The organism is Nocardiopsis sp. Huas11, assembly GCF_003634495.1.
In the GTDB taxonomy this organism is placed as follows: Bacteria; Actinomycetota; Actinomycetes; order Streptosporangiales; family Streptosporangiaceae; genus Nocardiopsis.
In genome coordinates this window covers 4953917-4980784 of record NZ_RBKY01000001.1, presented here as the reverse complement: position 1 = coordinate 4980784, position 26868 = coordinate 4953917, and the positions used below count along the sequence as shown (strand labels likewise).

At 72.7% G+C, this 26868-nt stretch carries 24 protein-coding genes; 10 read left to right on the top strand and 14 right to left on the bottom strand.

Translation table 11 applies throughout. The features are described 5' to 3' along the window. Positions 1–14: 14 nt before the first annotated feature. Positions 15–1238, bottom strand: a complete 1224-nt coding sequence (locus DFP74_RS22500; protein ID WP_121184463.1) for a sensor histidine kinase — start codon at positions 1236–1238, stop codon at positions 15–17. A 147-nt stretch (positions 1239–1385) separates the two neighbouring features. Here DFP74_RS22500 and DFP74_RS22495 point away from each other — a divergent pair, with 147 nt between their 5' ends. Beyond that, positions 1386–2360: an exonuclease domain-containing protein gene (locus DFP74_RS22495; protein WP_121184461.1), complete on the top strand. Its 975-nt coding sequence runs from the start codon at positions 1386–1388 to the stop codon at positions 2358–2360. 115 nt (positions 2361–2475) lie between these two features. On the opposite strand, the gene DFP74_RS22490 is transcribed toward DFP74_RS22495, so the two are convergent. Next, on the bottom strand, positions 2476–3606 hold the full coding sequence (locus tag DFP74_RS22490) for a hypothetical protein (protein ID WP_121184459.1): 1131 nt from the start codon (positions 3604–3606) through the stop codon (positions 2476–2478). Positions 3607–3879: 273 nt separating this feature from the next. On the opposite strand from DFP74_RS22490, the gene DFP74_RS22485 reads away from it, so the two are divergent. Both DFP74_RS22485 and DFP74_RS22480 read left to right on the top strand, forming a co-directional pair. Next, positions 3880–4752, top strand: a complete 873-nt coding sequence (locus tag DFP74_RS22485) for a helix-turn-helix domain-containing protein (protein WP_121184457.1) — start codon at positions 3880–3882, stop codon at positions 4750–4752. Positions 4753–4947: 195 nt separating this feature from the next. Then, entirely contained in the window at positions 4948–6309 is a 1362-nt protein-coding gene (locus DFP74_RS22480; RefSeq protein ID WP_121184455.1) for a dicarboxylate/amino acid:cation symporter, read from the top strand. 38 nt (positions 6310–6347) lie between these two features. Here the strand turns inward: DFP74_RS22480 and DFP74_RS22475 are convergent, their stop codons facing one another. The 6 genes from DFP74_RS22475 to DFP74_RS22450 all read right to left on the bottom strand — a co-directional run bounded on the left by DFP74_RS22475 (position 6348) and on the right by DFP74_RS22450 (position 11560). Then, positions 6348–7202 (bottom strand): alpha/beta fold hydrolase, encoded by an 855-nt coding sequence (locus tag DFP74_RS22475; protein WP_305037063.1) that lies wholly within the window; start codon positions 7200–7202, stop codon positions 6348–6350. A gap of 329 nt (positions 7203–7531) precedes the next feature. Further along, entirely contained in the window at positions 7532–8074 is a 543-nt protein-coding gene (locus tag DFP74_RS22470; RefSeq protein WP_233571107.1) for a hypothetical protein, read from the bottom strand. 165 nt (positions 8075–8239) lie between these two features. Beyond that, positions 8240–9484 (bottom strand): MFS transporter, encoded by a 1245-nt coding sequence (locus DFP74_RS22465; protein WP_121184449.1) that lies wholly within the window; start codon positions 9482–9484, stop codon positions 8240–8242. A gap of 205 nt (positions 9485–9689) precedes the next feature. Further along, complete coding sequence (locus DFP74_RS22460; RefSeq protein WP_121184447.1) at positions 9690–10175, bottom strand: MarR family winged helix-turn-helix transcriptional regulator; 486 nt, start codon at positions 10173–10175, stop codon at positions 9690–9692. Positions 10176–10224: 49 nt separating this feature from the next. Beyond that, positions 10225–10797 carry a hypothetical protein gene (locus DFP74_RS22455; protein ID WP_121184445.1) on the bottom strand — a complete coding sequence of 191 codons (573 nt, stop codon included), beginning with the start codon at positions 10795–10797 and terminating at the stop codon, positions 10225–10227. A gap of 142 nt (positions 10798–10939) precedes the next feature. After that, positions 10940–11560 carry a LysE family translocator gene (locus DFP74_RS22450; protein WP_121184443.1) on the bottom strand — a complete coding sequence of 207 codons (621 nt, stop codon included), beginning with the start codon at positions 11558–11560 and terminating at the stop codon, positions 10940–10942. Positions 11561–11673: 113 nt separating this feature from the next. Here DFP74_RS22450 and DFP74_RS22445 point away from each other — a divergent pair, with 113 nt between their 5' ends. From DFP74_RS22445 to DFP74_RS22435, 3 genes are all read left to right on the top strand, one after another. After that, positions 11674–12126: an Lrp/AsnC family transcriptional regulator gene (locus tag DFP74_RS22445; RefSeq protein ID WP_121184441.1), complete on the top strand. Its 453-nt coding sequence runs from the start codon at positions 11674–11676 to the stop codon at positions 12124–12126. Positions 12127–12206: 80 nt separating this feature from the next. Continuing rightward, positions 12207–12773 (top strand): pyridoxamine 5'-phosphate oxidase family protein, encoded by a 567-nt coding sequence (locus DFP74_RS22440; RefSeq protein WP_121184439.1) that lies wholly within the window; start codon positions 12207–12209, stop codon positions 12771–12773. Between the two features lie 269 nt (positions 12774–13042). Continuing rightward, a complete protein-coding gene (locus DFP74_RS22435; protein ID WP_121184437.1) occupies positions 13043–14674 on the top strand; it encodes an alkaline phosphatase in 1632 nt (543 codons plus the stop codon). Between the two features lie 36 nt (positions 14675–14710). Here the strand turns inward: DFP74_RS22435 and DFP74_RS22430 are convergent, their stop codons facing one another. Both DFP74_RS22430 and DFP74_RS22425 read right to left on the bottom strand, forming a co-directional pair. After that, positions 14711–15409 (bottom strand): metal-dependent transcriptional regulator, encoded by a 699-nt coding sequence (locus DFP74_RS22430; RefSeq protein ID WP_121184435.1) that lies wholly within the window; start codon positions 15407–15409, stop codon positions 14711–14713. Between the two features lie 64 nt (positions 15410–15473). Then, positions 15474–15680, bottom strand: coding sequence for a hypothetical protein (locus DFP74_RS22425; RefSeq protein WP_121184433.1), 207 nt, complete (start codon positions 15678–15680; stop codon positions 15474–15476). 104 nt (positions 15681–15784) lie between these two features. Here DFP74_RS22425 and DFP74_RS22420 point away from each other — a divergent pair, with 104 nt between their 5' ends. Then, complete coding sequence (locus tag DFP74_RS22420) at positions 15785–16696, top strand: LysR family transcriptional regulator (protein WP_121184431.1); 912 nt, start codon at positions 15785–15787, stop codon at positions 16694–16696. 12 nt (positions 16697–16708) lie between these two features. On the opposite strand, the gene DFP74_RS22415 is transcribed toward DFP74_RS22420, so the two are convergent. The 3 genes from DFP74_RS22415 to DFP74_RS22405 are packed head-to-tail and all read right to left on the bottom strand — an operon-like array spanning position 16709 to position 20485. After that, a complete protein-coding gene (locus DFP74_RS22415; protein ID WP_121184429.1) occupies positions 16709–17827 on the bottom strand; it encodes a 5-methyltetrahydropteroyltriglutamate--homocysteine S-methyltransferase in 1119 nt (372 codons plus the stop codon). 41 nt (positions 17828–17868) lie between these two features. After that, complete coding sequence (locus DFP74_RS22410; RefSeq protein ID WP_121184427.1) at positions 17869–19512, bottom strand: thiamine pyrophosphate-dependent enzyme; 1644 nt, start codon at positions 19510–19512, stop codon at positions 17869–17871. A gap of 16 nt (positions 19513–19528) precedes the next feature. Further along, entirely contained in the window at positions 19529–20485 is a 957-nt protein-coding gene (locus tag DFP74_RS22405; RefSeq protein WP_121184425.1) for an ABC transporter substrate-binding protein, read from the bottom strand. A gap of 291 nt (positions 20486–20776) precedes the next feature. Between DFP74_RS22405 and DFP74_RS22400 the strand changes: the two genes are divergently transcribed. Both DFP74_RS22400 and DFP74_RS22395 read left to right on the top strand, forming a co-directional pair. Beyond that, positions 20777–21871: an IS630 family transposase gene (locus DFP74_RS22400; protein ID WP_121180406.1), complete on the top strand. Its 1095-nt coding sequence runs from the start codon at positions 20777–20779 to the stop codon at positions 21869–21871. Between the two features lie 176 nt (positions 21872–22047). After that, a complete protein-coding gene (locus DFP74_RS22395; RefSeq protein ID WP_121184423.1) occupies positions 22048–22695 on the top strand; it encodes a hypothetical protein in 648 nt (215 codons plus the stop codon). Between the two features lie 120 nt (positions 22696–22815). Here DFP74_RS22395 and DFP74_RS22390 read toward each other — a convergent pair whose 3' ends face one another. After that, complete coding sequence (locus DFP74_RS22390) at positions 22816–23208, bottom strand: DUF4440 domain-containing protein (protein ID WP_233571106.1); 393 nt, start codon at positions 23206–23208, stop codon at positions 22816–22818. A 204-nt stretch (positions 23209–23412) separates the two neighbouring features. Between DFP74_RS22390 and DFP74_RS22385 the strand changes: the two genes are divergently transcribed. Continuing rightward, positions 23413–26769 carry a DNA polymerase III subunit alpha gene (locus tag DFP74_RS22385; RefSeq protein ID WP_121184419.1) on the top strand — a complete coding sequence of 1119 codons (3357 nt, stop codon included), beginning with the start codon at positions 23413–23415 and terminating at the stop codon, positions 26767–26769. Positions 26770–26868: the final 99 nt, after the last annotated feature.

Here is a 26868-nt window from a genome sequence, read left to right as displayed (position 1 = left end):
TTCGCTCGGTCGGTTCACGTCGTCGTGGGCACGGGCAGGAACACGCGCACCGTGGTCGGTCCGCCCTCGGGGCTGTCCAGGCTCAGGGCGCCGTCCAGGGCGCGCACGCGCCGGGCCAGTCCGGTCAGGCCGCCGCCGTCGGGGTCGGCCCCGCCGCGGCCGTCGTCGTGGACCACCAGTTCCACCCCCGCCGCGGTCCGGCGCACGTCCACGAACACCTCTGCGGCCTCGGCGTGCTTGACGGCGTTGGTGATCGCCTCGCGCGCGGCGAAGTAGACCGCGGTGGCCGTCTCCTGGGGAGGCTCCTGCGCCAGTTCGTAGCGCACGGAGGTGCGCAGGGGCGTGCGGTCGGCCGCCTCGGTCAGCGCGGCCCGCAGGCCCAGGGTGTCCAGGGCCGCAGGGTAGACCCGCCAGGCCACCTCCCGCAGCTCGTCGACCAGCAGGCGGGACTCGGCGTGGGCCTGCCGGACCAGGTCGGCGGCGCGTTCGGGGTCGCGCCCCCGCTGGGCCCGGCCCAGCAGCATCGCCAGCGCCACCACGCGCTGCTGGACGCCGTCGTGCAGGTCCCGTTCGATCCGGCGCCGCTCCTCGTCCACGGCCCGCACGATCCCCGACCGGGTCCGGGTGAGCTCGTCGATCCGGCGGTGCAGCAGGTCCTCTGAGGTGGGACCCAGCAGGCGCCGGGCCAGGGCGCACTCCGCGGCCGCGAGTCCGGCCGAGAGCGCCCACAGCAGTCCCAGCAGGACCGCGCCGAAGAACAGGCCCAGGGCCATGGTGGTCGTGGACATGTGCACGCCGGGCAGGGTCACCGGCACGTCCGACGCGGTACCGAACACCGCCTCCACCGCCGTGCCGCCGAGGAAGAGCGCCGTCAGCATGGCGTCGACCAGGAGCAGCAGGAGACCGGCGGCGCCGAGCGGCCACCGGGCCAGCAGGTGGGCGGCGCGCGGCGCCGGGTCCGGACCCGGGATGACGGTGGAGTCGTACCAGCGGGACCGCCTGGCGGCGTCGAGGTCGGACAGCGCCACGGTCCACCGCCGCGCCAGGGCGCGGGTCCGGCGCCGTGCCCGGGGCCAGGGAAGGGCCGCCAACAGGACGAGGGCGCACGCGCACGCCCACACCGGCGTCACCGCCGTGGTGAGACCGCCCAGCACGTGTCCGACGAGTGCGCGCGCCCCTCGGGCGGCGGGCAGCAGCGCCGTGGGTGTGTGCTCGCGCACGCCGGCCGCCTCACGCATCGCCCCTCACCCCTTCCCACGGGCCGCCCGCCGCGGATGTCCCGGCCACGAGACTAGCGGCGTCGCCGGGCGGGTGGCCGAAACCGGTCACGGCGGGGGCCGCGCGGCGGTACTGTCGATGCGGTTCCGAGCATCAGGAGGTGGGCGGTGGGCGACGCCTGGACCGCGATCGACTTCGAGACGGCCAACCAGGACCGCGGGAGCGCCTGCGCGGTCGGACTGGTCCGCGTTCGCGGCGGTGTGGTCGTGGACCGCCTCACCACGCTGATCCGGCCACCGGGTCCGGTCGACTTCTTCTCCCGGCACAACACCGCCGTCCACGGCATCACCGCGTCCGACGTCGCCGACGCCCCCGGCTGGGGCGAGGTGCTGGAGCGCATCGTCGAGTTCAGCGACGGCGGTCCCCTGGTGGCGCACAACGCCGCCTTCGACATGGGCGTGCTCGGCCAGGCCTGCCGGATCAGCGGGCTGTCCCATCCGGCCTGGGACTACGCCTGCACGCTGGCCGTGTCCCGCCGTACCTGGGAGGAGCTGCCCGACCACCGGCTGCCGACCGTGAGCGCCCACGTCGGGCACACGATCACCCGGCACCACCGCGCCGACGCCGACGCCGAGGCCGCCGCGCACATCATGATCGCCGCCATGCGCCGGCACGGGACCGCGTCCCTGCCCGAGTTGGCCCAGGCCTCGGGCGCGCGGCTGCGCCGGCTGGAGGGTGTGCGCCAGCTCGCGCCCGCACCGATGCCCGTGTCCGTGCCCGTCGCCGAGTCCGCGGGCGAGGACCGCTTCTCGCACTGGCAGCGGGTCTCGCGCACGCCGCTGCCCCAGGCCTCGCCCGACGCCGATCCGTCCGGCCCGCTGTACGGGCGCACGGTGTGCGTGTCGGGGGACCTGGAGTCGATGGACAAGCCAGAGGCGTGGCGGCGCGTGGCCGAGGCGGGCGGGCATCCGGCCAAGAACGTCACGAAGAAGACCGACGTGCTCGTGGTCGGCGGTACCGCCGGCGGCGGCAGGACCGCCAAGCACCGCCAGGCCCAGACCTACCGGGAGCGGGGCCAGCGCATCGACTTCGTCACCGAACCGGAGCTGCTCGCGCTCCTGGGGATGACCGCCGCCTCCTGACTTCCCCGTCCGCCCGCTCCGCCCATGGCGGGGCCCGGCGGGGCCCGCCGGGCGCGGTGGCCCCGCCGGGCGCGGTGGCCCGCCCTGGGGCGGGCCACCGGGGCGGCGTCGGCCGCTACTTCGGGAAGCGCAGGGTGGCTCCGTTCTCCCCCGTGGGCTCACCGTGGTCGAGCATCTCGCTGAAGGAGGCATCGCCCATCACCGCCGAGCGCAGCATCACCGCGCTGGCCGGGGCCTTGAACACCGCGTCCGGGCTGCCCAGCTTGGACGGGTTCGACGTCACCATGGACGGCTCGTCCTTGGAACCCCACAGGTGGGGCTCCTGGCGCCGGTCGGCGCCCAGGAAGAGCGTCTGCACGCGCTTCTCCGACAGCATCGGCAGCGTCTCGTAGGTGCCCTTCACGGCTTGGTCGTGGGCGAGCTTCTCCTCGTACTCGGCCCGGAACGCGTCGTGCTTGTCCGCCACGAACTCGCGCAGGGCCTGCTCGGCCGTCTCGTGCAGCCGCTCCTGGGCGTCGGTGCCGCCGCGGCCGCCGGAGATGTGCCGCAGGGGGATGCTCAGCCGGCGCTCACCGAGGTTGTCGCGCAGGTAGGAGATGGCCTCGTCGTCGCCGCCGACGAGGATCACCTCGGCGTCGACCTCGGCGGCCGCCTCCCTGACGCGTTCGGCCACGGCGGCGGTGTTCTCGCGCCACAGCTCCTGTTGGACGTACTTGTTGGCGAATCGACCGTTGTATCCGCTGCGGTTGCCCGGACCGCTGCGCGTCTCCACGTCCAGACCGCGCGCGTCCTCGCCGGTGATCTCGTCCTCGGACACGGCGCCGTGCGTGGGGTACGCGGGGTACCCGAACACCTTCGCGTGCACCCGGTCCAGAGCCACCAGGACGTAGGGGACCCGGCGGTCACGGTCGACCACCAGGGGGAGGACGTCCGGTACGGGCATCCAGGTCGCGCTGTCGCGCTGGGGAGGGACGGCCAGGGTGTGCGCGTCGAGGAGTTGTCCCTCGGACGCGAACAGGGCCTGTCCGTGACTGCCGAACGCGCGTGAGGTGCGTTCGACCACGGCCTCCGCCAGGGCGTCGAGCGTCGCCTCGTCGGTGCCCAGTTCCGCGAGCTCCTCCCGCATGTGCCGCCACCGCAGCTCGATCGCCCTGTCGGCGTCGGTGGTGTCGCGGCTGGTGTCCAGGTGCACCGAGGCGACCAGGCTGTCGCTCTCGTACAGAGGTCGCAGAAAACCAAGGTCCATGATCCGCGGGGCGCGTCTCCCCCGCCCCGCCACCTCCTTTTCGGGGTCGGCCTGAGGGCCATCCTGGGCCTGATGGTGCCTCCGGTACCCACGCCACGTCGCGTCAGACACGCTCCTTGCCCAAGAATGTCTTGGACTTGCCCTGAATCCGGAGCCGGAGTCACCCTGGGCGTTCGAACGTGACGCGCGGTGGCCGATCGGAGCCGGTCGGGCCGTGTCGGGCGTGGGTGGGGCACGCTCCTGGTATCGGTGGCGGTGAAGCGAGGAGGGGCCATGCTGGACCGGTTGAACCGGGCTCTGGAGATGATCGAGGAGGACCTCGGGGCGCCGGTGGACGTGGCCGCGGTGGCGCGGGCCGCGCTGACCTCGGAGTACCACTTCCGCCGGATGTTCTCCGCGCTCGCCGGGATGCCGCTGTCGGAGTACGTGCGACGCAGGCGGCTGACGCTGGCGGGCACGGAGGTGGTGGACGGCGACGACGGCCTGCTCGACATCGCGGTGCGCTACGGCTACGGGTCCACCGAGGCCTTCGCCCGGGCCTTTCGCGCCATGCACGGGGTCGGCCCGGGCGAGGCGCGCCGGACCGGCGCGGTCCTCACCTCCCAACCGAGGATGACGTTTCGTCTGACCATCGAGGGGAGCGGCGCCGTGCGCTACCGCATCGTCGAGAAGGAGGCGTTCCGGCTCGTCGGAGTCCGGGCCCGCGTGCCGCTGGTGCATGAGGGGGAGAACGCGGCCATCACCGCCTTCGTCCGGGGGATCGACCCCGCCACCGCCCAGGAGATCGGGCGGCTGTCCGACCAGGAGCCGCGCGGGGTCGTGTCGGTGACCGACGACATCGACGCCCAGCGGCGCGAGGGCACCGAACTGGACTACTACCAGGCCGCCGCGACCTCCGCGGACGTGCCCGAGGGGATGGAAGGGCTGGAGGTGGCCGCGGGGACGTGGGCGGTCTTTCCCTCCGAGGAGGGGCCGGAGACCTTCCCGGAGTCCCTGCAGCGGCTGTGGGCGGACGCGTTCGCCCAGTGGTTCCCCGCCCACCCGGCCTACCGCATGGCCGAGGGACCCTCGATCCTGCGCGTGGCGTACGGCGCCGGCCTCTCGGGCGCCGAGGCCGAGCTCTGGCTGCCGGTCGAGCGGGTGTAGGGCCGCGAGGGCGTCGGGCGCGGGCGGCCCCGTCCGGGCCGCGGCCGAGCACGCGGACGCGGCCCGCGCGGCGCGGACGCGGGCGCTCGCGACGACGATCACGGACAGCAACACGATCGTGACGTGTCAACGGCCGGTGATTCGGTATAAACCGACCATTCATCACTCCCCCGAGGACGAAGGACGACGAGGTCCATGGACTCCACTGCCCCACCGCGTTCGCTCTGGCGGCGCTATCTCGACATCCCCCTCATCTGGAAACTGGCCGTCGCCCTGGTCCTGGGCGTCGTCGTCGGCCTGACCATCGACCTGTCGGGTGCCGGGACCTGGGCCCTGCCGGTGCTGGACGTCCTGGGCCAGCTGTTCCTGCGGCTGCTCCAGATGCTGGTGCTCCCGCTCATCGTCACCACGCTGATCGCGGGTGTGGCGGCCATCTCGCCCCAGAGGCTGGGTCGGATCGGCGTCAAGGTGTTCGGCCTCTACCTGGTCACCTCCGCGTTCGCGATCACGGTCGGTCTGCTGCTGGCGCTGGCGATCTCGCCCGGCACCGGCCTGCGCATGCCGGGCGAGCCCGAGGAGGAGGTCGAGGTCCCGGCCATCAGTGAGACCCTCCTCGGCATCGTCCCCTCCAATCCCTTCCAGGCCCTGGTCGAGGGCAACGTGCTCGCGGTGATGTTCGGCGCGGTCATCTTCGGCCTGGCCCTGACGTTCATGCTCAGCAGCGCCGACGAGCGCACCCAGAACCTGGGCCTGTTCCTGCGGCGCGGGGTCGACGGCGCGGTGGAACTGGTCTTCAAGGTCATCCGCGGCGTCCTGGAGTACGCGCCCGTGGGCGTGTTCGCGCTGATCGCACTGGTCCTGGCCGAGACCGGCCTGGACGCGGTCCGTCCGCTGCTGGAGCTCACCGGCGCGGTCTACCTGGCGATCCTGTTGCAGATCGCCGTGTACGTGCTCCTGCTCCTGCTGTTCGGCGCGGGTGTGGGCCGGTTCTTCGCCGCGGCCAAGGACCCGATGCTGACCGCCTTCGTCACCCGCTCCAGCAGCGGGACGCTGCCGGTGACCTCGCGGGCGGCCGAGCGCCTGGGGGTCCGTGAGGGCGTGTACGGGTTCAGCCTGCCGCTGGGCGCCACCATCAACATGGACGGCACCGCCATCTACGTGGGCGCGGCCACCGTCTTCGTCGCCAACGTCGCGGGCGTCGAACTCACGCTCGCGCAGCTGGGCACGGTCGTGGTCGTGGGCGTGCTGGCCTCGGTCGGCACGGCCGGGGTCCCCGGCGCGGGGCTGCTGATGCTGTCCATGGCCACCACCGCGGTCGGACTGCCCATGGCGCCGGTGGCGCTGGTCGCCGGGATCGACGCCATCCTCGACATGGGCCGCACCATGTGCAACGTCACCGGCGACCTGACGGTGACGCGCGTGGTCGCCGGGACGGAGAAGGGGATGCTGCGCTCCCCCGGTGATCCCGACGATCCCGTCGAAGCGCCCTCTCCGGCGGCCGCCGGAGAGGGCCGGGCCGGCTCGCCCGCCGCGGAGGCCGGACCCGGCGACTCCTGAGCCGCGCGCTCACCTCGCGGGCGGGCGGGGGCCTTGCCTCACCCGCCCGCCGCGCGTCGGCGCCCGGCCTCCATGAAGCGGCGCAGGGCCCCGTTGAACCGGTCGGGGCGCTCCAGGTTGGGCAGGTGGCCGGCGCCTTCGATGATCTCCACGGTCGAGTCCGGGACCAGGACGTGCATGGACTCGGTGAAGTCGGGCGGGGTGAACTCGTCCTCCTGGCCGACGACCAGCAGGGTGGGCGCGGAGATCCGTTTGAGCAGCGGGATGTAGTCGGGGCGCAGGGCCCGCCCCAGCAGCGCCGCGGCCGCGCCCTCGGGCGGTGCGGCGTACATCATGGCGCGCACGTGGTCGGCGACCGCGGGCAGGTCGCGCACGTTGGCGGCGGTCATCATCCCGACCAGCATCTCGTCGGTGTAGCCGCCCATGCCCTCGGTGCGCAGCCGCTCGGCCGTCTCGGCCCGCGCCCGGCGCCCCTTCTCGGTCTCGGCGTGCGGGTTGGTGGCCGCCAGTACCAGGGCGTCGACGCGGTCGGGGAAGAGCCGGCACAGCTCCAGGGCGATCTGGCCCCCCATCGACAGCCCCACGACGCCGGCCACGTCCAGGTCCAGGTGGTTCAGCAGGGCGGCCAGGTCGCGGGCGAAGGTGTCCAGGGTGGTGGTGCCCGGCACGACCGTGCTGCGGCCGTAGCCGCGCAGGTCCGGGGCGATCACCCGGTAGCCGCGGCCGGCCAGCGCCGTGACCTGTGGTTCCCACATGGTGTGGTCGAAGGGGTGGCCGTGGATGAACAGGAGGGGGTATCCGGTTCCACGGTCGGTGTAACTGACGCTGATCCCGCGCACTGAGGCCGTGCGCGGGCCGTCACCGTTCGCGGTGTTCCTCGTCTGGTATGCCACAAGATCCGATGCTAGCCACCCGGGCAAGGGGCGCGACAGGCTCGGCGCCACCCGAATCGACGAACCGGGGCCCGACACGGCGATCGGGCCGCAGGCGGTCCCTCGACACCTGCGGCCCGTCGTGCGCCGTGACCCGCCGTCCTCGGGCACGGAGCCCGCGGCGTGGCGTACCCGCCGCGGTGCGTCGGAGCGCGCAGCGCCCGACTACAGGAGGAGACGCCCGCGACGGGGCCGGGGTTCGGCCCCGTTCGCGGTACGTCGCCGGGGTGGTCGCGAGAACGTGCGTGAGCGGGGTTCGCGCGTTCCGCGGCCGGCCCTGGGAGGGGCCGTTACCAGAGGCGGTCGACGATCGTCTCGGCGTCCTCGGCCTGGTACTGGTACCGGTCGGGGTAGGCCGAGCGCTGTACGCCCTGGGCGACGTCACCGATCGGCTCGTCGGCCCAGCTGCCGTCGGGGTAGACCAGTTCCATCTCGTCGTAGAAGGCGTCGGCCGCCCAGGCGGGGTCGAGCCGGTCCTGGTGCGACCCGTAGTGGTCGCGCTGCTGGAACAGGCCGACGCTGTCGCGGTCGCCTCCCGGCAGGTTGTCCAGGTGGGTCTCGACGATCACGGTGGCGACCGCGATGGTGGCGGCCTGCTCGTCCAGGTCGCGGTCCTTGGCCGTCTCGACCACCTCACGCGCGTTGGAGACGTGCTCGTCGGTCAGGTGGCCGGCCATGTCGGACTTCAGCTCGTCGTTGAGGGCGTCGGCGGCGGCCTGGTCCGCGGACTCCGCGGCGGCGGGGCCCGTGCCGGTGAGGAGGATTCCTCCGGTGAGGAGTGCGCCCGAGGTCACAGCAAACATGGTCTTGGGTATCGATCCGATAAAGTTCATAGGTGAAAACGTACGTGATGACCTGGCTTTTTGTCGTGCATTGGCCTGGTGGGAAAGACAACACCATGTTTGAGCAACCTCAGGGCCGGGCAGAAAGTCCGGGTCCACAACCGAGGCGGGGGCCGCCGATCCTGGCTCGGCCCCCGCGTCCCGGTGCAGCGGCGCCTACTCGGTTCCCGCGTCCTGGTGCAGCGGACCGGGCCCGGTGGCCGGAGCTCGGAGACTGGCCAGGGCCCACGCGACCGCGAGGTAGGGGACGGCGAGCACGGCGAAGGCCACCGCGTGCCCCACGAGCGCGTACACACCGGCGTAGAGCGCGTAGGCGGCGACCGTCAGGGCATCGGTGCCCAGGCCCGCCAGCGAGGTGACCGTGGCCCGCGCGGAGCCGGTGATGCGCGCCTGCAGGCGGGCGTCGGCGACCACGGCGAGCATCTGGCAGGCGCCGAATCCCAGGCCCAACAGGACCCAGCCCACCGGGGAGCCGAGCAGGGCGCCGACCGCCACCGCCCCGGCGGCCAGGGCCGTGAGGAGGGCCAGACCGGACGGCGGGAGGCGGTCGGCGGCCCCGGCGAGCAGACCGCCGAGGGTGACGAGCACCCACACCACGAGGACGACCACGGGGACGGTCCGGGCGGGGACACCGGCCTCGTCGGCCAGCAGCGGCACGTACTCCTCCAGCACGCCCCACAGCGCGGTGATCACCACGACCAGCGCGATCGCGCGGCGCACGGCAGGGCTCGACGCCGCTTCGGAGAGTCCTTCGCGCAGAACCGCGGAGTAGCGGGCGGCCACCGTGCGCGGTGCGTCCGCGCGGGTGTCGGGGGCGCGGTGCTCGGGCAGGGCGAGTCCGGCCGCGCCGCACAGCACGCACGCGGCGACACTGGCGGTGCCGATCGCCGCATAGCCGCCCACGGCCATGACGGGGACGGCGAGCAGGGTGGCCGTGCCCACCGCCGCCACGCCCAGGGCACGTGCCGTGCCCATCACGCGCGCGTAGCGGTCGGCGGCCCCTCGGCGGGTGAGTTCATCGTGGACCAGGGCCTCGAAGGCTCCCGAGCTCAGCGCGCCGCCCGCGCCCCACAGGGCGAAACCGATCGCGAAGGCGCCGTAGGAGGGCAGCAGCAGCCACAGGGCGAAGGCGGTGGCGGCGAGAAGGGGCGCCGCGGCCAGCAGGCGGCGGCGCGGGACCACGTCGGCCCAGGCGCCCGCGGGCACGGCGACGACGACACCGCTCAGGGCCCAGATGACGAACAGGGAGCTGATCTGGGCCACGCTCAGGCCCGTGTCGTGGAACAGCAGGGCGTAGAGCGGGTAGAGGAGGATGAACTCCTCGAACACGGCGTAGGCGTAGACGGGCCAGGTCAGGCGGAACAGGCGCGTGAGCGGCGCACGCGGTGGCAGCGAGGGCATGGAGGTCCTTCGGTCGGGTGGAGGTGGGCGCCGGGGTGGGTGTGCACCCGGCGGGCCTCGTGCCCGTACCGCAGGACGTGTGGAGGATCAATGTCGTCGACGCATGCCCTCAGGATAGGCGCAGGCCGACACTCGGCGCGAGGGGATTTCGGCCGCGCCCCTGGCGCGGCCCGCGCTCGGCCGCGGAGGGCGCCGTGGAGCGCGCTCAGTCGCGGTGGATCTCCTCGGCCCAGGCGCGCAGCCCCGCGGCGAACCCCTCGCGCTGGCTGGGCGTCAGGCGCTCGAACACGCGCACCAGGGGCCCGGCGCGGCCGGCCATGAAGGCGCGCATGGTGTCCTTGTGCTCGTCGGAGAGCGCCACCAGCACGCGCCGCCCGTTGTCGGGATCGCGGTGGCGCACCACCAGGCCGACCCGGTCCAGGTCGCCGACCATCTCGCTGACCGTGGACAGGCCCACGCCGAGGCGGGTGGAGAGCTCTCCCACGCTGGGCCGCTGGTCGTGGGCGAGCTGGGCCAGGACGGCGCCGTGCCGGGCGGTCAGGTGGTGGTCCTGGAACAGGTGCCGCAGCTCGTCGGGCATCTCGGTGTGCGCACGCCGGTAGTAGGTCTCCAGCAGGGGGACGTACCGCAGCGCCCCCTCGACCAGCTCACGGTCGGGTACAGGCGCACCGTCGTCGACATCCCCGTTCATGGGCCGATGGTATCGGTCCTCCGGATCGGCGCAGGTCGAACCGGGGTTCTCAGGCCGGCCGGTACAGGACCGGCAGGGCGGTCATGCCGTTCTCCCGGAGCCGGCGCCGCACGAAGCGGTGAAAACCGGGCCGGGCCAGCTGGGTGACCAGGAAGGCGGCGGCTCCGCCGGGCAGGCGCGCATAGTTGACGAAGGCGAACGGCGACGGTCCCACCGCGCGCAGCGGGAGGGAGTTGTCGACGCCGGTCTTGACGGTGTACCAGCCGGCCAGGTCCTCCCAGACCCGGACGCCGGCGTCGCCGTCCTCGGCCACGAAGTGGTTGAACAGGTACACGCCGTCGGCGGGGTCCTCGGTGTCGCCGATGCGGGCCGGGTTGACCGCGGGCATCACCAGGTCGGCGCCCAGGGCGTCGAAGTCGGCGGCCGCGCGGACCGCGTCGAGGACGGCGGGCGACCCGGTCTCCACCAGCATCGTCACGTCGAAGCGCGGGGCGCCCTTGAGCGGGGGCATGAGCACGGCCTCGAACACCCGTGCCCTGAGCACGTCGGGCCGGTCGGCGAGGGCGCGGGCCGACTCCTTGCACGCCTCGATGGCGTCGTCGCGCTCGGAGCTCGCGCGCACGAGTGGGCCGTGCGGCGGATCGACGGTCAGTCCGGCGTGGCGCCCTGGGGTACTTCGGGTGCTTCACGGCCATGGTGCGCCTCCTCGACTCCCACCGACAATACTTCGGGTATCCGAAGTGTATAGCCGTGGCGGCGCCGTGTCACCCGCTCAGCCGCTCCACCAGCAAGGCCGCGCCGATCACGATCATCGCCACCCCCGACGTGCGGGCGACCGCGCGGGCCGCCGCCGGCCGGGCGTGCAGCACCGTGCGGGCCAGCACGCCCACGCACGCGTACACCGCGCCGCAGCTGAGGGTGTGCACCAGTCCCAGGGCGCCGATCTGGGCGGCGGGCGGCCAGGCGCCGTCCTGGTCGGTGAACTGCGGCAGCAGGGCAAGGAAGAGCAGGAGCCCCTTGGGGTTGAGGCCGCTGGTGCCCGCGCCGATGAGCACCCGCCGCACCCACGGGGCGGCCGGGCCGGCCTCGGCCGAGGCCGCGGGCGCCGGCGGCCGGCGCAGCGTGGCCACGCCCAACCAGGTCAGGTACAGGGCGCCCAGGGCGGTCAGGGCGGTGAGCACCGCGGGCGTGCTCGCGATGAGGGCGGCCACACCCGCCGCGACCACACCGGTCAGCGCGGCGTAGCCGACCATGAGGCCGCCGACGGCGGGCAGGACCGACCGGTCGCGCAGACCGGCGGCGATGGTGTAGGCCCAGTCGGCTCCCGGGACGAGGACGAGGAGGACGGAGACCGCCCAGAATCCGGCGATGGACGTGGTGGCCATGGAGGCGGTTCTTCCTGGTCAAGAGTGGATCGGAGGGAAGAATAGCCACGAATGGGCCGAAGATGGTGCCAAGTTTCGCCGTGGAACCGGCCGTTCGTGGAAGAATTTCCCCCATGGACGACGTCGACCGCAAGATCCTTGCCGAGCTCCAGACCGACGGCCGGCTGAGCGTCACCGACCTGGCCGCCCGCGTACGGCTCAGCGTCTCGCCCTGCCACCGGCGGCTGCGCGAACTCGAACGCTCCGGTGTGATCAGCGGCTACCGCGCCGTCGTCGACGCCGAGGCCGTCGGCCTGGGCTTTCAGGCACTCGTCTTCGTCACCATGCGCCAGGAGGACCGGGACACCGTCTCGGCGTTCGAGGAGGCGGTCGCCGCCATCCCCCAGGTCCTGCAGGCCGAGCGCCTCTTCGGCGACCCCGACTACCTGCTGCGCGTGGTCAGTGCCGACCTGGCCGCGTTCCGGGAGCTCTACGACGAGTCGCTGGCGGCCCTTCCCGGCGTGCAGCACCTCAGCTCCACGCTCGTGATGAAGCACGTCGTGCGGGCCCGCCCGATGCCCGCCTGAAGCGCGCCACCACGACGGTGCCGGTCGCCGGGGCCGTCCCACCCGGGGCCTGACCGGGGCCGGGTGGCAGACTCTGCGCCATGGCCAAGATATTCGACACCATCACCGACCGGATGGCGCGGTTCCTCCTCGCCCAGCCGGTCTTCTTCGTCGGAACCGCGCCGTTGGACGGCGACGGCCACGTCAACGTCTCCCCCAAGGGCATGAGCGGTACCTTCGCCGTCCTGGGAGAGCGCAGCGCGGCCTACCTCGACTACACGGGATCGGGCGCCGAGACCATCGCGCACCTGCGCGAGAACGGCCGGATCGTGCTGATGTTCTGTGCCTTCGACGGTCCGCCCAACATCGTGCGCCTGCACGGCCGCGGACGTGTCGTCCTGCCCTCCGATGCCGGGTTCGATGAGCTGCGCGCCCACTTCCCCAAGGAGCGCACCACCGGACAGCGCTCGGTCATCGTCGTCGACGTCGAGCGCATCTCCGACTCCTGCGGCTTCTCCGTGCCGCTGATGGACCTGCGCGGCGACCGCGACCTGCTGGACCGCCACCATGAGCGCCAGGGCCCGGACTCCTTCGCCCGCTACTGGCACGAACGCAACGCCGCCAGCATCGACGGCCTGCCCGCCCTCCCCCAGGAGCCGGTCGGCTGACGCCCACCGCGGGCGCCTGAGTCGTTCGCGGAGCGGCTCCATCTCCGTCACTCATGGTGTCCGTTGCCTGACACAAAGCACGGAACTCCACTGCAGCGCGCCTCCATGCCAGGTAATGGCAACGATCTGTAACCTTGTCGTCACGCAACGGATCGCAATGTTCACCACGGAGTAGTTGGGACGTTCCGCCCCTCGTGGCCGGATAGAGCACGGTCCCGCTCGTCACCGGCCGAGGGGCGGGAACTTCACCGAACCTCAGGAGACCGCGCATGTCCGGTACCGTCCCCTCCCCCCACGGCTCCCCCGACCAGACCCCTGTCGTGCCCTCCGCCCGCACCCGATCCGCCTCCGCGCCCGCCACGACCCGCCGCCAGGTCCTGGTCGGCGGAGCCGTGGGCCTGGGCGCGGCCGCCCTGGTGGGCCTCGGCGCGCCCGCCGCGCACGCGAGCCCCGTCCGCCGGGGGTGGGCGCGCGTGTCCGACCCCTTCACCCTCGGCGTCGCCTCCGGCGACCCGCTGCCCGACGGCGTCGTGCTGTGGACGAGGCTGGCCCCGGACCCCCTGGCCGAGAACGGTCTGGGCGGCATGCCCGACCGGCGGGCCCAGGTCCTCTGGCAGGTGTCCGAGCACGAGGACTTCCGCGGCATCACCGCCTCCGGGCACGTCGAGACGGGCCCCGAGGCGGCGTACTCGGTCCACGTGGAGGTCAACGGCCTGCGTCCCGGAGCGGACTACTTCTACCGCTTCCGCACGGGCAACGAGATCAGCCCGGTCGGCCGGACCAGGACCGCCCCGGCGCCCGGCTCCTCCCCGGAGCGGTTCTCCTTCGCGTTCGCCAGCTGCCAGAACTACACCCATGGCCACTACACCGCGCAGGCCCACCTGGCGCAGGAGGACCTGGACCTGGTGGCCTTCCTCGGCGACTACATCTACGAGGGCGGCGGCCAGGGCACCATCGGCCGCGGCCACCTGCCGGCCTACGAGACCACCTCGCTGTCCGACTACCGGATCAGGCACGCCCAGTACAAGACCGACGAGGGGCTGCAGGCCGCGCACGCCGCCTTCCCCTGGGCGGTGGTCTTCGACGACCACGAGGTCGAGAACAACTGGGCGGACGACACCTCCTACGGGGAGGACGTGGACCCCGAGGAGTTCCTGCGCCGGCGCGCACGCGCCTTCCAGGCCTACTACGAGCACATGCCGCTGCGCTCGGCCCAGCGCCCCCACGGGCCGGACCTGCAGCTGTTCCGCCGGCTCTCCTTCGGCGACCTCTTCGACCTGCACCTGCTCGACACCCGCCAGTACCGCAGCGTCCAGGCCGAGGACGGCGAACGCGACGACCCCGCGCGGACGCTGCTCGGACAGCGGCAGCGCGAGTGGCTCTTCGACGGCCTGGCGAACTCGGGGGCGCGCTGGAACGTCCTGGCCCAGCAGGTGTTCTTCTCCCAGCGCGACTTCACCGACGGCGACGACGCCACCTACAGCGACGACGCCTGGGACAACTACCGGGTGGAGCGGGACAGTGTCCGCGACCGGCTCGCCTCCACCGCCAACCCCGTCGTGGTCACCGGCGACGTGCACGCCAACTACGTCTGCGACGTCAAGGCCGACTTCGACGACCCGGACTCGGCGACGGTGGCCACCGAACTGGTGGGCACCTCCTTCACCAGCGGCGGCGACGGCATGGACCAGCGGCCCACGGACGCCGTCCAGCTCCAGGAGAACCCGCACATCCACTACATCAACCGCCGGCGCGGCTACGTGCGCAACGTGGTCACGCCCACCGAGTGGACCGCCGACTACAGAGTCGTGGACTACGTGAGCGAGCCGGGGGCGCCGATCGGCGACCTGGCCCGGTTCGTCATCGACGAGGGCACTCCGGGCGTGCGCCCGCGCGGCTGACCGGGCCGGGGCCCCGCCCGCTCGCGGCGCGGGGCCCTACTTGGCGTCCGGGCTGATCCACAGGGCCTCGGCGGCGACCAGGCCGAGGTCCTGCGGCCGCTCCGGCGCGCCCTCCGCGGGGCGCACGGAGATCTGCAGCGATCCGGCGAAGGCCTGGCGCTTGAGGACCTCCACGGTCATGCCGATGCCGATGTCGATGTCGGCGAGGTAGCGCAGGAGGTCGGGGTCGGTGTCGTTGACCCGCACGATCACGCCGCGGGTGCCCTGTTCGGCCTCCGACAGCAGGAAGGACTCCCTCTCGACGATGTCGCCCTCGCGGGTGGGGATGGGGTCGCCGTGCGGGTCCACCACCGGGTCGCCCAGGTGGGCGGCGATCCGGTCGACGAACTTGTCCGAGACCACGTGTTCGAGGATCTCGGCCTCGTCGTGCACCTCGTCCCAGGAGTAGCCGAGCTCGGCGACGAGGTAGGTCTCCAGCAGCCGGTGCCGCCGCAGGACGGCGAGCGCCGCCCGGGTGCCGGACTCGGTGAGGCTGACCGCCCCGTAGCGCTGGTGCTCCACCAGGCCCATCTCGCTCAGCTTGCGGAGCATGCCCGAGACCGAGGAGTTGGACACCGACAGCCGTTCGGCCATTCCGGAGATCGTCACCGGGCCGGTGCCGCGCTCCTGGAGGTCGTAGACGACCTTCACGTAGTCCTCTGCCGACGTGGACGGTCGTGTCGGTGTGTCTCCCATGTCCGTTACCGTATCGCGTACCGTCGGCGGTCGAACATGACCGTTCCGGAGCCTGTGGACGGTGTCAGGCGCCGCAGCGCTCGCGCGGCGCGTCGGGGTCCGGTCGTCCGCGCGAGAGGATCCGCGTGCCGGCGGGGCCGATCTCGCGCAGCTGCACCGACCCGCACGCGCACCGCACCCAGACCGTCGACCCGGTGCCCGTCCCGTGCCGGGACACCACGTGGAAGGGCTGGTCGTCGGGCCATCCGCAGTGGGGGCAGACGGTCGTCATGGCGCACCTCTCACTCGTTCGTTCGCGGTCACCTCCAGCCTCGGTCTTGGCGACCTTCAATGTCGAGATTGAGTTGGTGAACGCAACCGTGAAGAATCACCTACATGATCGATCTGCGCCGCCTGCGTATCCTGCGGGCCGTGTCGCACTACGGCACGGTCACCGCCGCCGCGCAGGCCCTGCACTTCACTCCCTCGGCCGCCTCCCAGCAGATCCGCCAGCTGGGCCGTGAGCTCGGCGTGGCCCTGCTCGAACCCCAGGGTCGCGGCGTGCGGCTCACCACCGCCGCGCAGAGCCTGTTGGAGCACGCCGACGCCATCGAGGCGCGCTGGGAGCGGGCCGAGACCGAGATGCGCGGGCTGGACACCGCACCCGCCGGAACGCTCCGGGTGGCGGGCTTCCCCGTGGCGATGGCGCGTCTGCTCGCCCCCATGGCCGCCGCGCTGGGCCGGCGCTACCCCCGCCTGGACGTGCGGCTGCTGGAGGCCGAACCGGGCATGAGCCTGGACCTGCTCTTCCAGGGCGAGATCGAGCTGGCCGTGATCGAGGCGGCGTCCGGGACTCCGCCCCGGACCGATCCGCGCTTCGACCAGGAACCGCTGCTGGACGACGAACTCGACCTGGTGGTGTCCGACGACCACCCGCTCGCGGGCTGTGAGCGCGTGCCGCTGAGCGTGGCCGCCACCGAGTCCTGGATCCTGCCCGTCTCCGGCACCACCTGCCACGACCACGCCCTGTCGGCGTGCCGCGCCGCGGGCTTCACCCCCGACGGCGTCCACCGGACCATGGACTGGGGCGCCTCCGCGGTCCTGGTCGCCCACGGGCTGGGGGTGACGCTCATCCCCCGTCTGGCCGACTTCTCACCCTCGCTCCCGGTCACGCGGGTGCGGCTGGACGGCACCCCCGTGCCGGCGCGCAAACTCCTGACCTGCACACGCCAGGGAGGGCGGCGGCACCCCGCGGTGGCCGCCGCCCTGGAGGAGCTGGACAAGCTCGCCCCCGCCGTCGCCGCCTGAGCGGCGGGCGGCCTACCCCCAGACCTCCTCGGCGGTCTCCACGATCAGCGCGAGCTTGGCGACCTGCTCGTCGTAGCTGAGGTCGTTGCCCTCGAAGGTGGAGGAGAAGCCGCACTGGGGCGACAGGCACAGCTGCTCCAGCGGGACGTGGCGGGCGGCCTCCTCGATCCGGCGCTTGAGCGCGTCCTTGCTCTCCAGCTCGCCCCGTTTGGTGGTGACCAGCCCCAGGACCACGAACTTGCCCTCGGGGACGAAGCGCAGGGGCTCGAACCCGCCCGAGCGCTCGTCGTCGAACTCCAGGAAGAACCCGTCGACGTCCAGTTCGTTGAACAGCTCCTCGGCGACGTGGTCGTAGCCGCCGCGCGCCACCCAGGAGGAACGAAAGTTGCCCCGGCACATGTGGGTGGTGACCCGCATCCCCTCGGGGCGGTCGGCCAGCGCCGCGTTCATCTGGCGGATGTAGCGCACGTGCAGCCGGTCGCTGTCGTCACCGCGCCCGTCGAGCATGCCGCGCTGGTCGGGGTCGTTGAGGTAGGCCAGGCTGGTGTCGTCGAGCTGGAGGTAGGTGCAGCCCAACTCCCCCAAACCCCGGATCTGAGCGGCGTAGGCGGCCGACAGGTCCGCCCAGAACTCCTCCTGGTCGGGGTAGACGGCGGGATCGATCGCGGCCGACCCGCCCCGGTAGTGCACCATGCTCGGCGAGGGGATGGTCAGCTTCGGGGTGTTGCGGGTGACGGTCTTGGCCAGGTAGGAGAAGGCGTCGCCGAAGATCGTGCCCTCGGAGCGGATGCGCTCGGCGATGCGCAGGCCCGAGGGGGTGAACTCGATGTCGCCGCTCTCGTTGTGGAAGGTGATGCTGAGGTGGTCCTGGACCTTGGACACCCCGCCCAACTGATAGAGAAAATCCATGTGCCACGAGGAGCGGCGGAACTCGCCGTCGGTGGCGGTGCGCAGGCCGACGTCCTCCTGCATGCGCACGACCTCGCGGACGCACTCGTCCTCGATCGCGCGCAGCTCGTCGGCGGCCAGGGCGCCGTCGGCGTGGCTCTGGCGGGCGGCGAGCAGGCGCTCGGGGCGCAGGAGGCTGCCGACGTGGTCGGCGCGGAAGGGCGGCAGGGACGTGGGTGGCATGCGTTCTCTTTCCCTTCGTGGTGGTGGGAAGCCGACCCCGGTCAGGGGGCGAAATCGGGATCGGGGGCGACGGTGACGTCCAGGAGCAGCGGGGTGTCGCGCCCGGCGAGGTCGGCGGTGGCCTCGTCCAGCGCGTGGCACAGCTCGGCGTGGGTGGCGACCTCGACGGCCGGGCAGCCCAGTCCGCGGGCCAGCGCGGCCAGGGACACCTCGGGGAAGTCGGGCCAGGGCGCCTTGCCGCCGCCGTGCTCGGCCAGGCGGTCCATGACCGCGTAGCGGCCGTTGGACAGTACGACGAAGAGCACACCGACACGGTAGCGGGCGGCGCTCCACAGCGCCTGGACCTGGTACAGGGCCGAGCCGTCGCCGACCACGGCCACCACCGGGCGGGTCGGGTCGGCCATACGCAGGCCGGTCGCCGCGGGCAGGGCGAAACCCAGTCCGCCCATGGCCGCCGACAGGAAGCCCAGGGGTGCGCGGGCGGGCAGCAGGCGGTGCAGCCGCGGGCGGCTGGAGGGGGTCTCCTCGACCACGGCGGTCTCCGGCCCCACCCGTGCGGCCAGGGCCGCCAGGACGTGCGCCGGGCGTAGGAGCTCGCCCTCGGCGGGCGGCTCGGGCACGTCCGCGGCCGATGCCGGGGCGGCACGGCTCGGCGCGGGCGCGTCCGTGCGCCGCGTGACCAGGGCGGCCACCGCGGCCGTGAAGGGCGCCACGGGGGCGATGACGGCGAGGTCGGCCGCGGCGCGGTGGGCCTCGCCGGGGTCGTCACCGACCATGGCCAGCCGGGTTCCGGCGTCGACCAGGGGCCCGTCGGCGTAGATGTACTGGCGCAGCGCCGGGGCGCCCACCACCAGGACCGCGTCGTTTCCGCGCAGGGCCGCGCGCAGCCGGGAGCGCTCGGCCGGCAGGTGCCCGGCGAAGAGCGGGTGGTCCTGCGGGAACCCGGCGCGGGCGCCGAAGCTCTCCTGGAAGACCGGCGCGCGCAGTCGCTCGGCGAGGTCGGTCAGGGCCCGCCAGGCCGGGGCGCTGTCGGCGCCCGCGCCCACCACCAGCGCCGGGGAGTGCGCCCCGTCCAGGAAGGCGGCGATCTCGGTGGCGGCCGCGTCGTCGGGGGTCACGTGCTGGGGCCGCGCCACCCGGATGGGGGCGGCACGGGGCTGGTCGGCCTCCATCGGCCGGGCCCAGTCGTCCATGCAGACCACGACGAGCACGGGGCCGCGCCCCTGGACGGCCTCGTGGTGGGCGCGGGCCACGGCTCCGGGCACGTCCTGGGCGCGCACCGGCTGGTGGACGGCGACCGGGTAGTCCCCGGCCAGGCCCTGCAGGTGTCCGGCCAGGAAGGGTTCGTGGGCGAGGTGGCGCCGGTCCTGCTGGCCCACCAGGACCACGAGCGGGGCGCGGTTGACGCGGGCGGTGGCCAGTGCTCCGACGGCGTTGCCGAGTCCGGCGGTCGTGTGCAGTTGGACGAGCGCGGGGCGCTCGCGGGCCAGGGCCCACCCGGTGGCCATGCCCACGACCGAGCCCTCGTGCAGGCCGAGGACGAACTCGATGTCGTCGGGCAGGTCCACCAGGAAGGGGACCTCGGTGGACCCGGGGTTGGCGAAGACGGTGGTCAGGCCGAGTTCGCGCAGGAGTCGCAGGGTGTGGTCGCGGACCGTCTCGGGGGGCCGGCGTTGGTCGGGCACGTCGTGGCTCCCGGAGTCAGCGGTACAGGGCGGTCAGGTCGGGCTCGGAGTCCACGATGCCGTCCTGGACCATGAGGTCGGCCAGCACGCCGACGGACTCCTCGTTGACCTCCGCGGGCCAGCGCGGCATCCGGACCTCGTTCAGGAGTTCCTCGTCGATCTCGGTGTAGGTGGAGACGATCCGGCGGGCCTCGTCGGGGTTGGCCTCGGCGTAGGCGAGCGACTCGCGCAGGGCGGCGTCGAGGTCGTCGATGAGCTCGGGCTCCTCGGCGATCATCTGCTCGGAGGTGAAGTAGGTCGCCACGGTCAGGTCGGGGTGGGTGTCGACGAAGTTGGAGGCGATCTCGCGGTGGCCGGCCTCGATGGCCATGGTGGTGAACGGCTCGACCAGCCAGACGGCGTCGACCTGTTCGTTCTCCAGGGCGGGCGCCATGTCGGGCAGGGCCATCTCGACGAACTCGACGGTGGAGGGGTCGCCGCCGGCCTGGCGCACGGACTCGCGGACGGTGGTGTCGCCGATGTTGAGCAGGTTGTTGGCGGCGACCGTGAGGCCCTCCAGGTCGGCGGCGGTCTCCACGGGGCTGTCGTCGAGGACGAACACACCGCTGAAGTCGGCGCCCTGTTCTCCGTTGGTGGCCACACCGTTGGAGAAGATCTTCAGGGGCATGTCGTTGTCGCGGGCCACCAGCAGGGAGACGACGTTGCCGAAGGCGAACTCGAAGTTTCCGCTGATCACGCCGGGGATGGCGGCGGCGCCGCCCGATCCGGGCTCGATGGTGAGGTTGATGCCGCGGTCGGCGAAGAACCCCTGTTCCACCCCCAGGTGCAGGGGTGCGACGTCGACGATGGGGATGGCCCCGGCGGTGACGTCGCGCAGTTCGCCGTCCTCGGCCTCGCCCTGGCCGGCGCCACCGCAGGCCGTGGCGAGGAGCAGGACGGTGGCGGCGCCGAGGGCGGTCACGTGTGAACGCATCTGTCGCTCCTGAGTCGTTCGGCGGTCGGGGGGTGTCGCGCCTCCGGTCGGGGGACCGGCCGGGGCGGCGTGCTTCCACAACGACCCACATTTTGTACGTTTTGCGAACGAGTGTTCCGAGAGCGAACATAAGTGATGCAGGTCACTGCGGTCAAGGGGTCCGGGGGGAGGCCGGACCTGCGCCGTGCCACCGGCCCGAGGCCCTCCGGGCCGGTTTGTTAGGCTCGCCCACCGTCGATCCCCTAGTGTTCTGAGTCGTTAATTCGATGAATAATTGGTTACGATGGTCTCATGGCGCAACGCGGCAGGAAGAAAAGGCCCCTGGTAGTCAGTGACGAGGACCGGCGCACGCTGGAACAGATCGCACGGCGGCCCACGTCAGCGCAGGTCATGGCGCAGCGCGCACGGATCATCCTGCGCTGCGCCGAGGGCGGCACCGATGCCGAGGTCGCCCGGGTGCTGGGGGTCTGGCCGCAGACGGTGGGCAAGTGGCGCAACCGCTATATCGACGGCGGGCTGGAGGCGCTCTCCGACAAGGACCGCCCCGGCCAGCCCCGCAAGATCACCGACGCCCACGTCGAGGAGGTCATCCGCCAGACCCTGGAACAGCCCTCGCCCGACGGCGGTACACACTGGTCGACCCGGTCGATGGCCGAGCGGACCGGGCTGAACCAGACCGCCGTCTCGCGGATCTGGCGAGCGTTCGGGCTCAAACCCCACCTGGTCGACGAGTGGAAGCTGTCCAACGACCCGTTCTTCATCGAGAAGGTCCGCGACGTCACCGGCCTCTACCTCAACCCGCCGGACGCGGCACTGGTGCTGTGCGTGGACGAGAAGTCCCAGATCCAAGCGCTCAACCGGTCGGCCCCGGTGCTGCCGATGATGCCCGCCGTGCCCGAGCGCCAGACCCACGACTACATCCGGCACGGTACGACCACCCTGTTCGCGGCCCTGGACGCGGCCTCGGGCAAGGTGATCTCGGCTCACCACCGCAGGCACCGCTCCGTCGAGTTCCGCAAGTTCCTCAACCAGATCGACCGCGAAACGCCCCCTGGGCTGGATGTCCACCTCATCGTGGACAACTACGGCACGCACAAGGCGCCGATCGTCAAGGACTGGCTGCTGGCCCATCCCCGCTTCCACCTGCACTTCATCCCGACCTACTCCAGTTGGCTGAACCTGGTGGAGCGGTTCTTCGCCGAGATCACCCGCAGGATGATCCGGCGGGGGTCCTACACCTCGGTCAGCGATCTGGAGCACGCACTCCAGGGGTGGATCGATACCTGGAACGAGAACCCCCGGCCGTTCGTGTGGACCAAGACGGCCGAGGAGATCTTCGAAACCATCGCCGCGTATCTTCATCGAATTAACGACTCAGAACACTAGGGCGTGTATGACGGATGCCGCCCGTCGCGAGCGGCGTTCCAGTGGTGGCCTCGCAAGGCCGAAGAAGGAAGCATCCTGGTGTGGCTGTTGACTGATGAGAACGCAGCGAGGGTACCGCTGGGGCGTCGCGCAGCAGGGTGAGTGTCCGTCATACACGCCCTAGCGGAAGGGCCGTCATGGTCAGCCCCCAGAACGCCTCCGACGGCCGCGGCCGCCTCCTGCTCATCGCCGGATCGGCGACCGTCGCCGGGCTCCTGGCGGTGGGACTGGTCGTGTACTTGCTCCTGCCGAACGCGCTCTCCGTCGACTACGAGCGCTACGAGGGCGACCGGGTCTCCGTGGACCACCCGCGCGGGTGGGAGGTGCGTGAGGAGAGCGAGCCGCACGCGTCCTCGGGCTCGGTGCTCTTCCTCGCGCCCGACGGGGACGAGGACTTCCCGGAGACGGCGATGGCCGTCGGCTGGTACGACGACCCGGCCCACGAGGACGCCGGCACGGAGGCGGTCGAGGCCTGGAACGAGGCCGCGGCCGAACTCGGGTTCGAGGACTGGGACCAGAAGGAACTCGATCCGGCCGACTACACCGACGTGCCCGGGGACTGGGACGCCGCGATGTTCGAGGACACCTACACGGGCCTGGACAACACGGCCGAGATGCTGGGCTGGGAGGAGACCCGGCGCTTCAGCCTCGCCCTGCAGTCCCACGTGGTGGAGGCGGAGGGGACCACGGCGTACTGGATCGCCTGGTACGGGCCGCAGAGCGAGCGCCGGTCCTACGACCGCGTCGTCCACGAGACCCTGGAGTCCTTCACGCCGCGACCGTGAGACCCAGGGTGGGCTCGGGCTCCGTACGCCTCAGGCGCGGGGCCGCGCCCGCGTGACCCGCGGCCCTTCTCGCACACCCGCGCGGGCGTGGTGCTGCCACGGCGGGAGTGGTCTCGTCGCCTACTCGCACGCCCGCGTGGGCGTGCCCTGGTGGTACAGCACCCGCCAGGCGCCGTCACCGCCCCTGAGCCATACGGAACTGCGCCAGGCCCGCACGCCTTCGACCTGGGTCGCGTAGGCCAGGTGCACGACGCCCGGGGCGAGGGCCCTGCCCGTCATGCCGGAGACCTGGACGCGGCCCTGGTGGGTGGATCCGGCCATGGTCGGCAGCGCCGAGAGGATCGACGCGCGGTCCCAGCGCCGCCCGGACCGGCCGACCTCGGTGAAGTCGGGGTGGAGCAGCTCCGACGCCAGGCTCGGCGAGACGCGGACGTCGGGATCGAGCAGGCGCAGCTCCGCCGCGATCGCCTGGTCGACGTCCTCGTTCTCCATGCGCGCACGTCCTCTCTCCATGGCGGGATCCCCTGTCCTGTCGGCCATCCTGTGTCAGGCGAGGGTGCCGGGGCCAACCGTTTTCGCGTTTGGGCAGGTCAGGGGTTTGTGTTCGATGCGATCCGAGCTATGATTCGTACATAAGTTCGATTTCGGCACTTCTTCCCCATGGGTCACATCAGCACCCGTGCCGAACCCGGTGCACCACCCCAGGGGAGGAACAACATGCCGCAGGCCCACGGGCACGCGGACTTCGCGCACCTGAACGTCGTCTCCTCGGCCTCGGCCCGCTACGGCACCACCCCGCCCGGCCGGCTCGTCGAACGCGCCGCGGAACTCGACATGGGCCTGATCGCCCTCACCGACCGCGACGGCGTCTACGGCATGGTCAAACACGTGCGCGCCTGCCAGAAGGCGGGCCTGCGCCCCGTCCTGGGCTGCAACCTGGCCGTGGCCGCGCCCGACGGCGGACGCGTCACCCTCCTGGCCCGCGGCCGGCGCGGCTGGGCCTCCCTGTGCCGCCTGGTCACCCAGGCCCACGACACCGCGGCCGACACCCCCGCCCTGTCCCTCCACGCCCTGGCCCAGCACGCCGACGGCCTCGTCGTCCTGCTCGGTCCCGACTCCGACGTCGGCACCGCCCTGGCCGAGGGCCGTCCCGGCCTCGCCCAGCGCCTCCTGGACCGCTGGCGCGCCACCGCCGAGACCGTCATCGAGCTCGTCGACCACTACACCCCCGGCCACCGGGGCATCGCCCAGGCCCTCCTCGACCTGGCCGCCCGGACCCGCACCCTGGCCGTGCTCACCAACGCCGTCCGCTACCCCCGCGCCACCGACGCCGAGGTCGCCCACGTCCTGGACGAGGCCCGGCGCTGGCTGCCCGGCGGCACCCGCCCGGGCCCCGCCACCGCCCAGGCCCACCTCAAGAGCGGCGCCCAGATGCTGGAGGTCGCCCGGCGCCTGTGCGGAGACGACACGGCGGCCCGCCGCCTGATCGCCCACACCAACGCCCTGGCCGCCTCCTGCGCCATGGACCCCGACGCCGACCTGGGCATGGACCGCGCCCACCTGCCCGACGTCCACGACCCCCGAGAGCGACTCTGGCGCGACTGCGACGACGGCCTGCACCGGCTCGGCCTGCACCGCGACCCCGGCGCCGTGCACCGCCTGGCCGGTGAACTGGAGGTCATCGAGCGCAAGGGCCTGTCGGCCTACTTCCTCACCGTCGCCGACGCCGCCGCGCGCATCCGCGACAAGGGCATCCGGTGCTCCATCCGAGGATCGGGCGCCGGCAGCCTGGTCAACCACCTGCTGGGCATCTCCGCGATCAACCCCCTGGACCACGGGCTGCTCATGGAGCGCTTCCTCAGCCAGAGCCGCGTCGGCCTGCCCGACATCGACCTGGACGTGGAGTCCGCCCGCCGCCTGGAGGCCTACGACGCGGTCTTCGCCGCCTACCCCGACACCGCGTGCGTGTCCATGATGGAGACCTACCGCGCCCGCAGCGCCATCCGCGACGTCGGCGCCGCGATGGGGATCCCCCCGCACGAGATCGACGCCCTGGCCAAGGCCTTCCCCCACGTGCGCGCCCGCCGTATCCGCTCCGCCGCCCAGGACCTGCCCGAACTGCGCGGCTTCCAGGGCACCGGCCTGGACTCGGCCTCCGCCCAGACCCTCTTCCGGCTCGCCGAGAGCCTGGACGGCCTGCCCCGACACATCGCCATGCACCCCTGCGGCCTGGTCGTCTCCGGCTCCACCCTGCGCGAGCGCACGCCCCTGGAGCCCAGCCGCGCCGGCTACCCCATGGTCCAGTTCGACAAGGAGGACGTGGAGGAGATGGGCCTGATCAAACTCGACGTCATCGGCGTGCGCATGCAGTCGGCCATGGCCCACACCCGCGACGAGGTGGCGCGCACCACCGGCGAGCAGCTGGACCTGGACACCCTGCCCCAGGACGAGTCCACCTACCGGATGATCTCCTCCTCCGCCACCCTGGGCTGCTTCCAGATCGAGTCGCCCGGCCAGCGCGAACTCGTCAGCCGCCTGCGCCCCGCCGACATGGACGACCTGATCTGCGACATCTCCCTGTTCCGGCCGGGTCCCGTCGGCAGCGACATGATCACCCCCTACCTGGCCGCTCGCGAGGGCCTGAGCCCACCGATCCACCCCTCCCCCGTCCTGTCCGACCTGCTCGCACCGACCGGCGGGGTCGTGATCTTCCACGAACAGGTCATCGGGACCCTGCACGCCATGACCGGCTGCGGCCTCGACCAGGCCGAGTCGATGCGCCGCCGGCTCGGCACCGAGGAGGGACGCGCCCAGGTGCAGAGGACCTTCACCACCATGGCCGAGGAGTGCGGGCACGACCCGCGGATCATCGAACGGGTCTGGGAGATCCTGTCCTCCTTCGGCGCCTTCGGCTTCTGCAAGGCCCACGCCGCCGCGTTCGCGCTGCCCACCTACCAGTCGGCCTGGCTCAAACGCCACCACCCCGCCGCCTTCTACGCCGGGGTCCTCACCCACGACCCCGGCATGTATCCCCGCCGCGCCATCATCGACGACGCCCGCCGCTTCGGCGTCCCCGTGCTGGGCGTGGACATCGACCGCTCCGAGGACCGGTGGCGGGTGGAGGACGTGGGCGGCACGTGGGGCGTGCGCGCCTCCCTGGCCGACGTCCGGGGGATCACCGCGGCCGAGATCGGCCGTGTCCTGGCCGAGCGCCCCTTCCACTCCCTGCCCGACGCCGCCAACCGGGCCCGCCTGTCCCGCGACGTGCTGGAGAACCTGGTCAGGGTGGGCGCCTTCGACGCGCTCTACCGGATCGGCTCCGACCCCGCCGCACCCCACCGGCGCGATCTCCTCCTCCAGGTCAGCGCCCTGGAACGGGCCGGGCGCACCAGGACCGACAGCGGCCAGATCCCCCTGCCGGTCTCAGGGGCCGTCCCGGAACGGGGGGCGCTGCCGGAGATGAGCGACGACGAACGCGTGCGCGCCGAACTGGAGGTGCTGGGGTACGAGGTGGACCGCCACCTGCTGGACGGCCACGCCGAGCTGCTGGCCGCCCTGGCCGCCGGGCACCGCCTGGTCCCCGCCCGCGACCTGCACCTGGTCCCCAACGGGCAGGAGGTGCTGGTGGCGGGGGTGAAGGTGGCCACCCAGACCCCGGCGGTGCGGTCGGGGCAGCGGATCATCTTCACCACCCTGGACGACGCGACCGGGCTGGTGGACCTGACCTTCTTCGAGTCCGTGCAGGACCGGTGCGCGTCCACCGTGTTCGGGTCCTGGCTGCTGGCCGTGCGCGGCCGGGTGCGCCGGTCGGGTTCGGGGATGGCCACCGTGACCGCCACCCACGCCTACGACCTCGGCGAGCTCACCACGGCGTGGGAGGAGTCCGGAGCCGAGGGCCTGGCCGACGCCCTGCGCCCCCAGGGGTCCGCCCGGGCCCCGCGCGGCCGCGGCGTGGGCGGACCCCGGATCCGCTACTCCAGCGGGTTCCGCGTCTCCCCCTACGCCGACCTGCCCTCGGTCACCGCGGCCCCGCGCGGGCTGTGGTACGCCAGCCCCGGAAGCTCCGGTCCCTGACGCCTCCATGCGCCGTGCGGCGCGCGACGGGACACCGTGCACCCGACGGGACACCGTGCACCCGACGGGTGCGGAAGGTGCGCCGATTGTTAACACCGA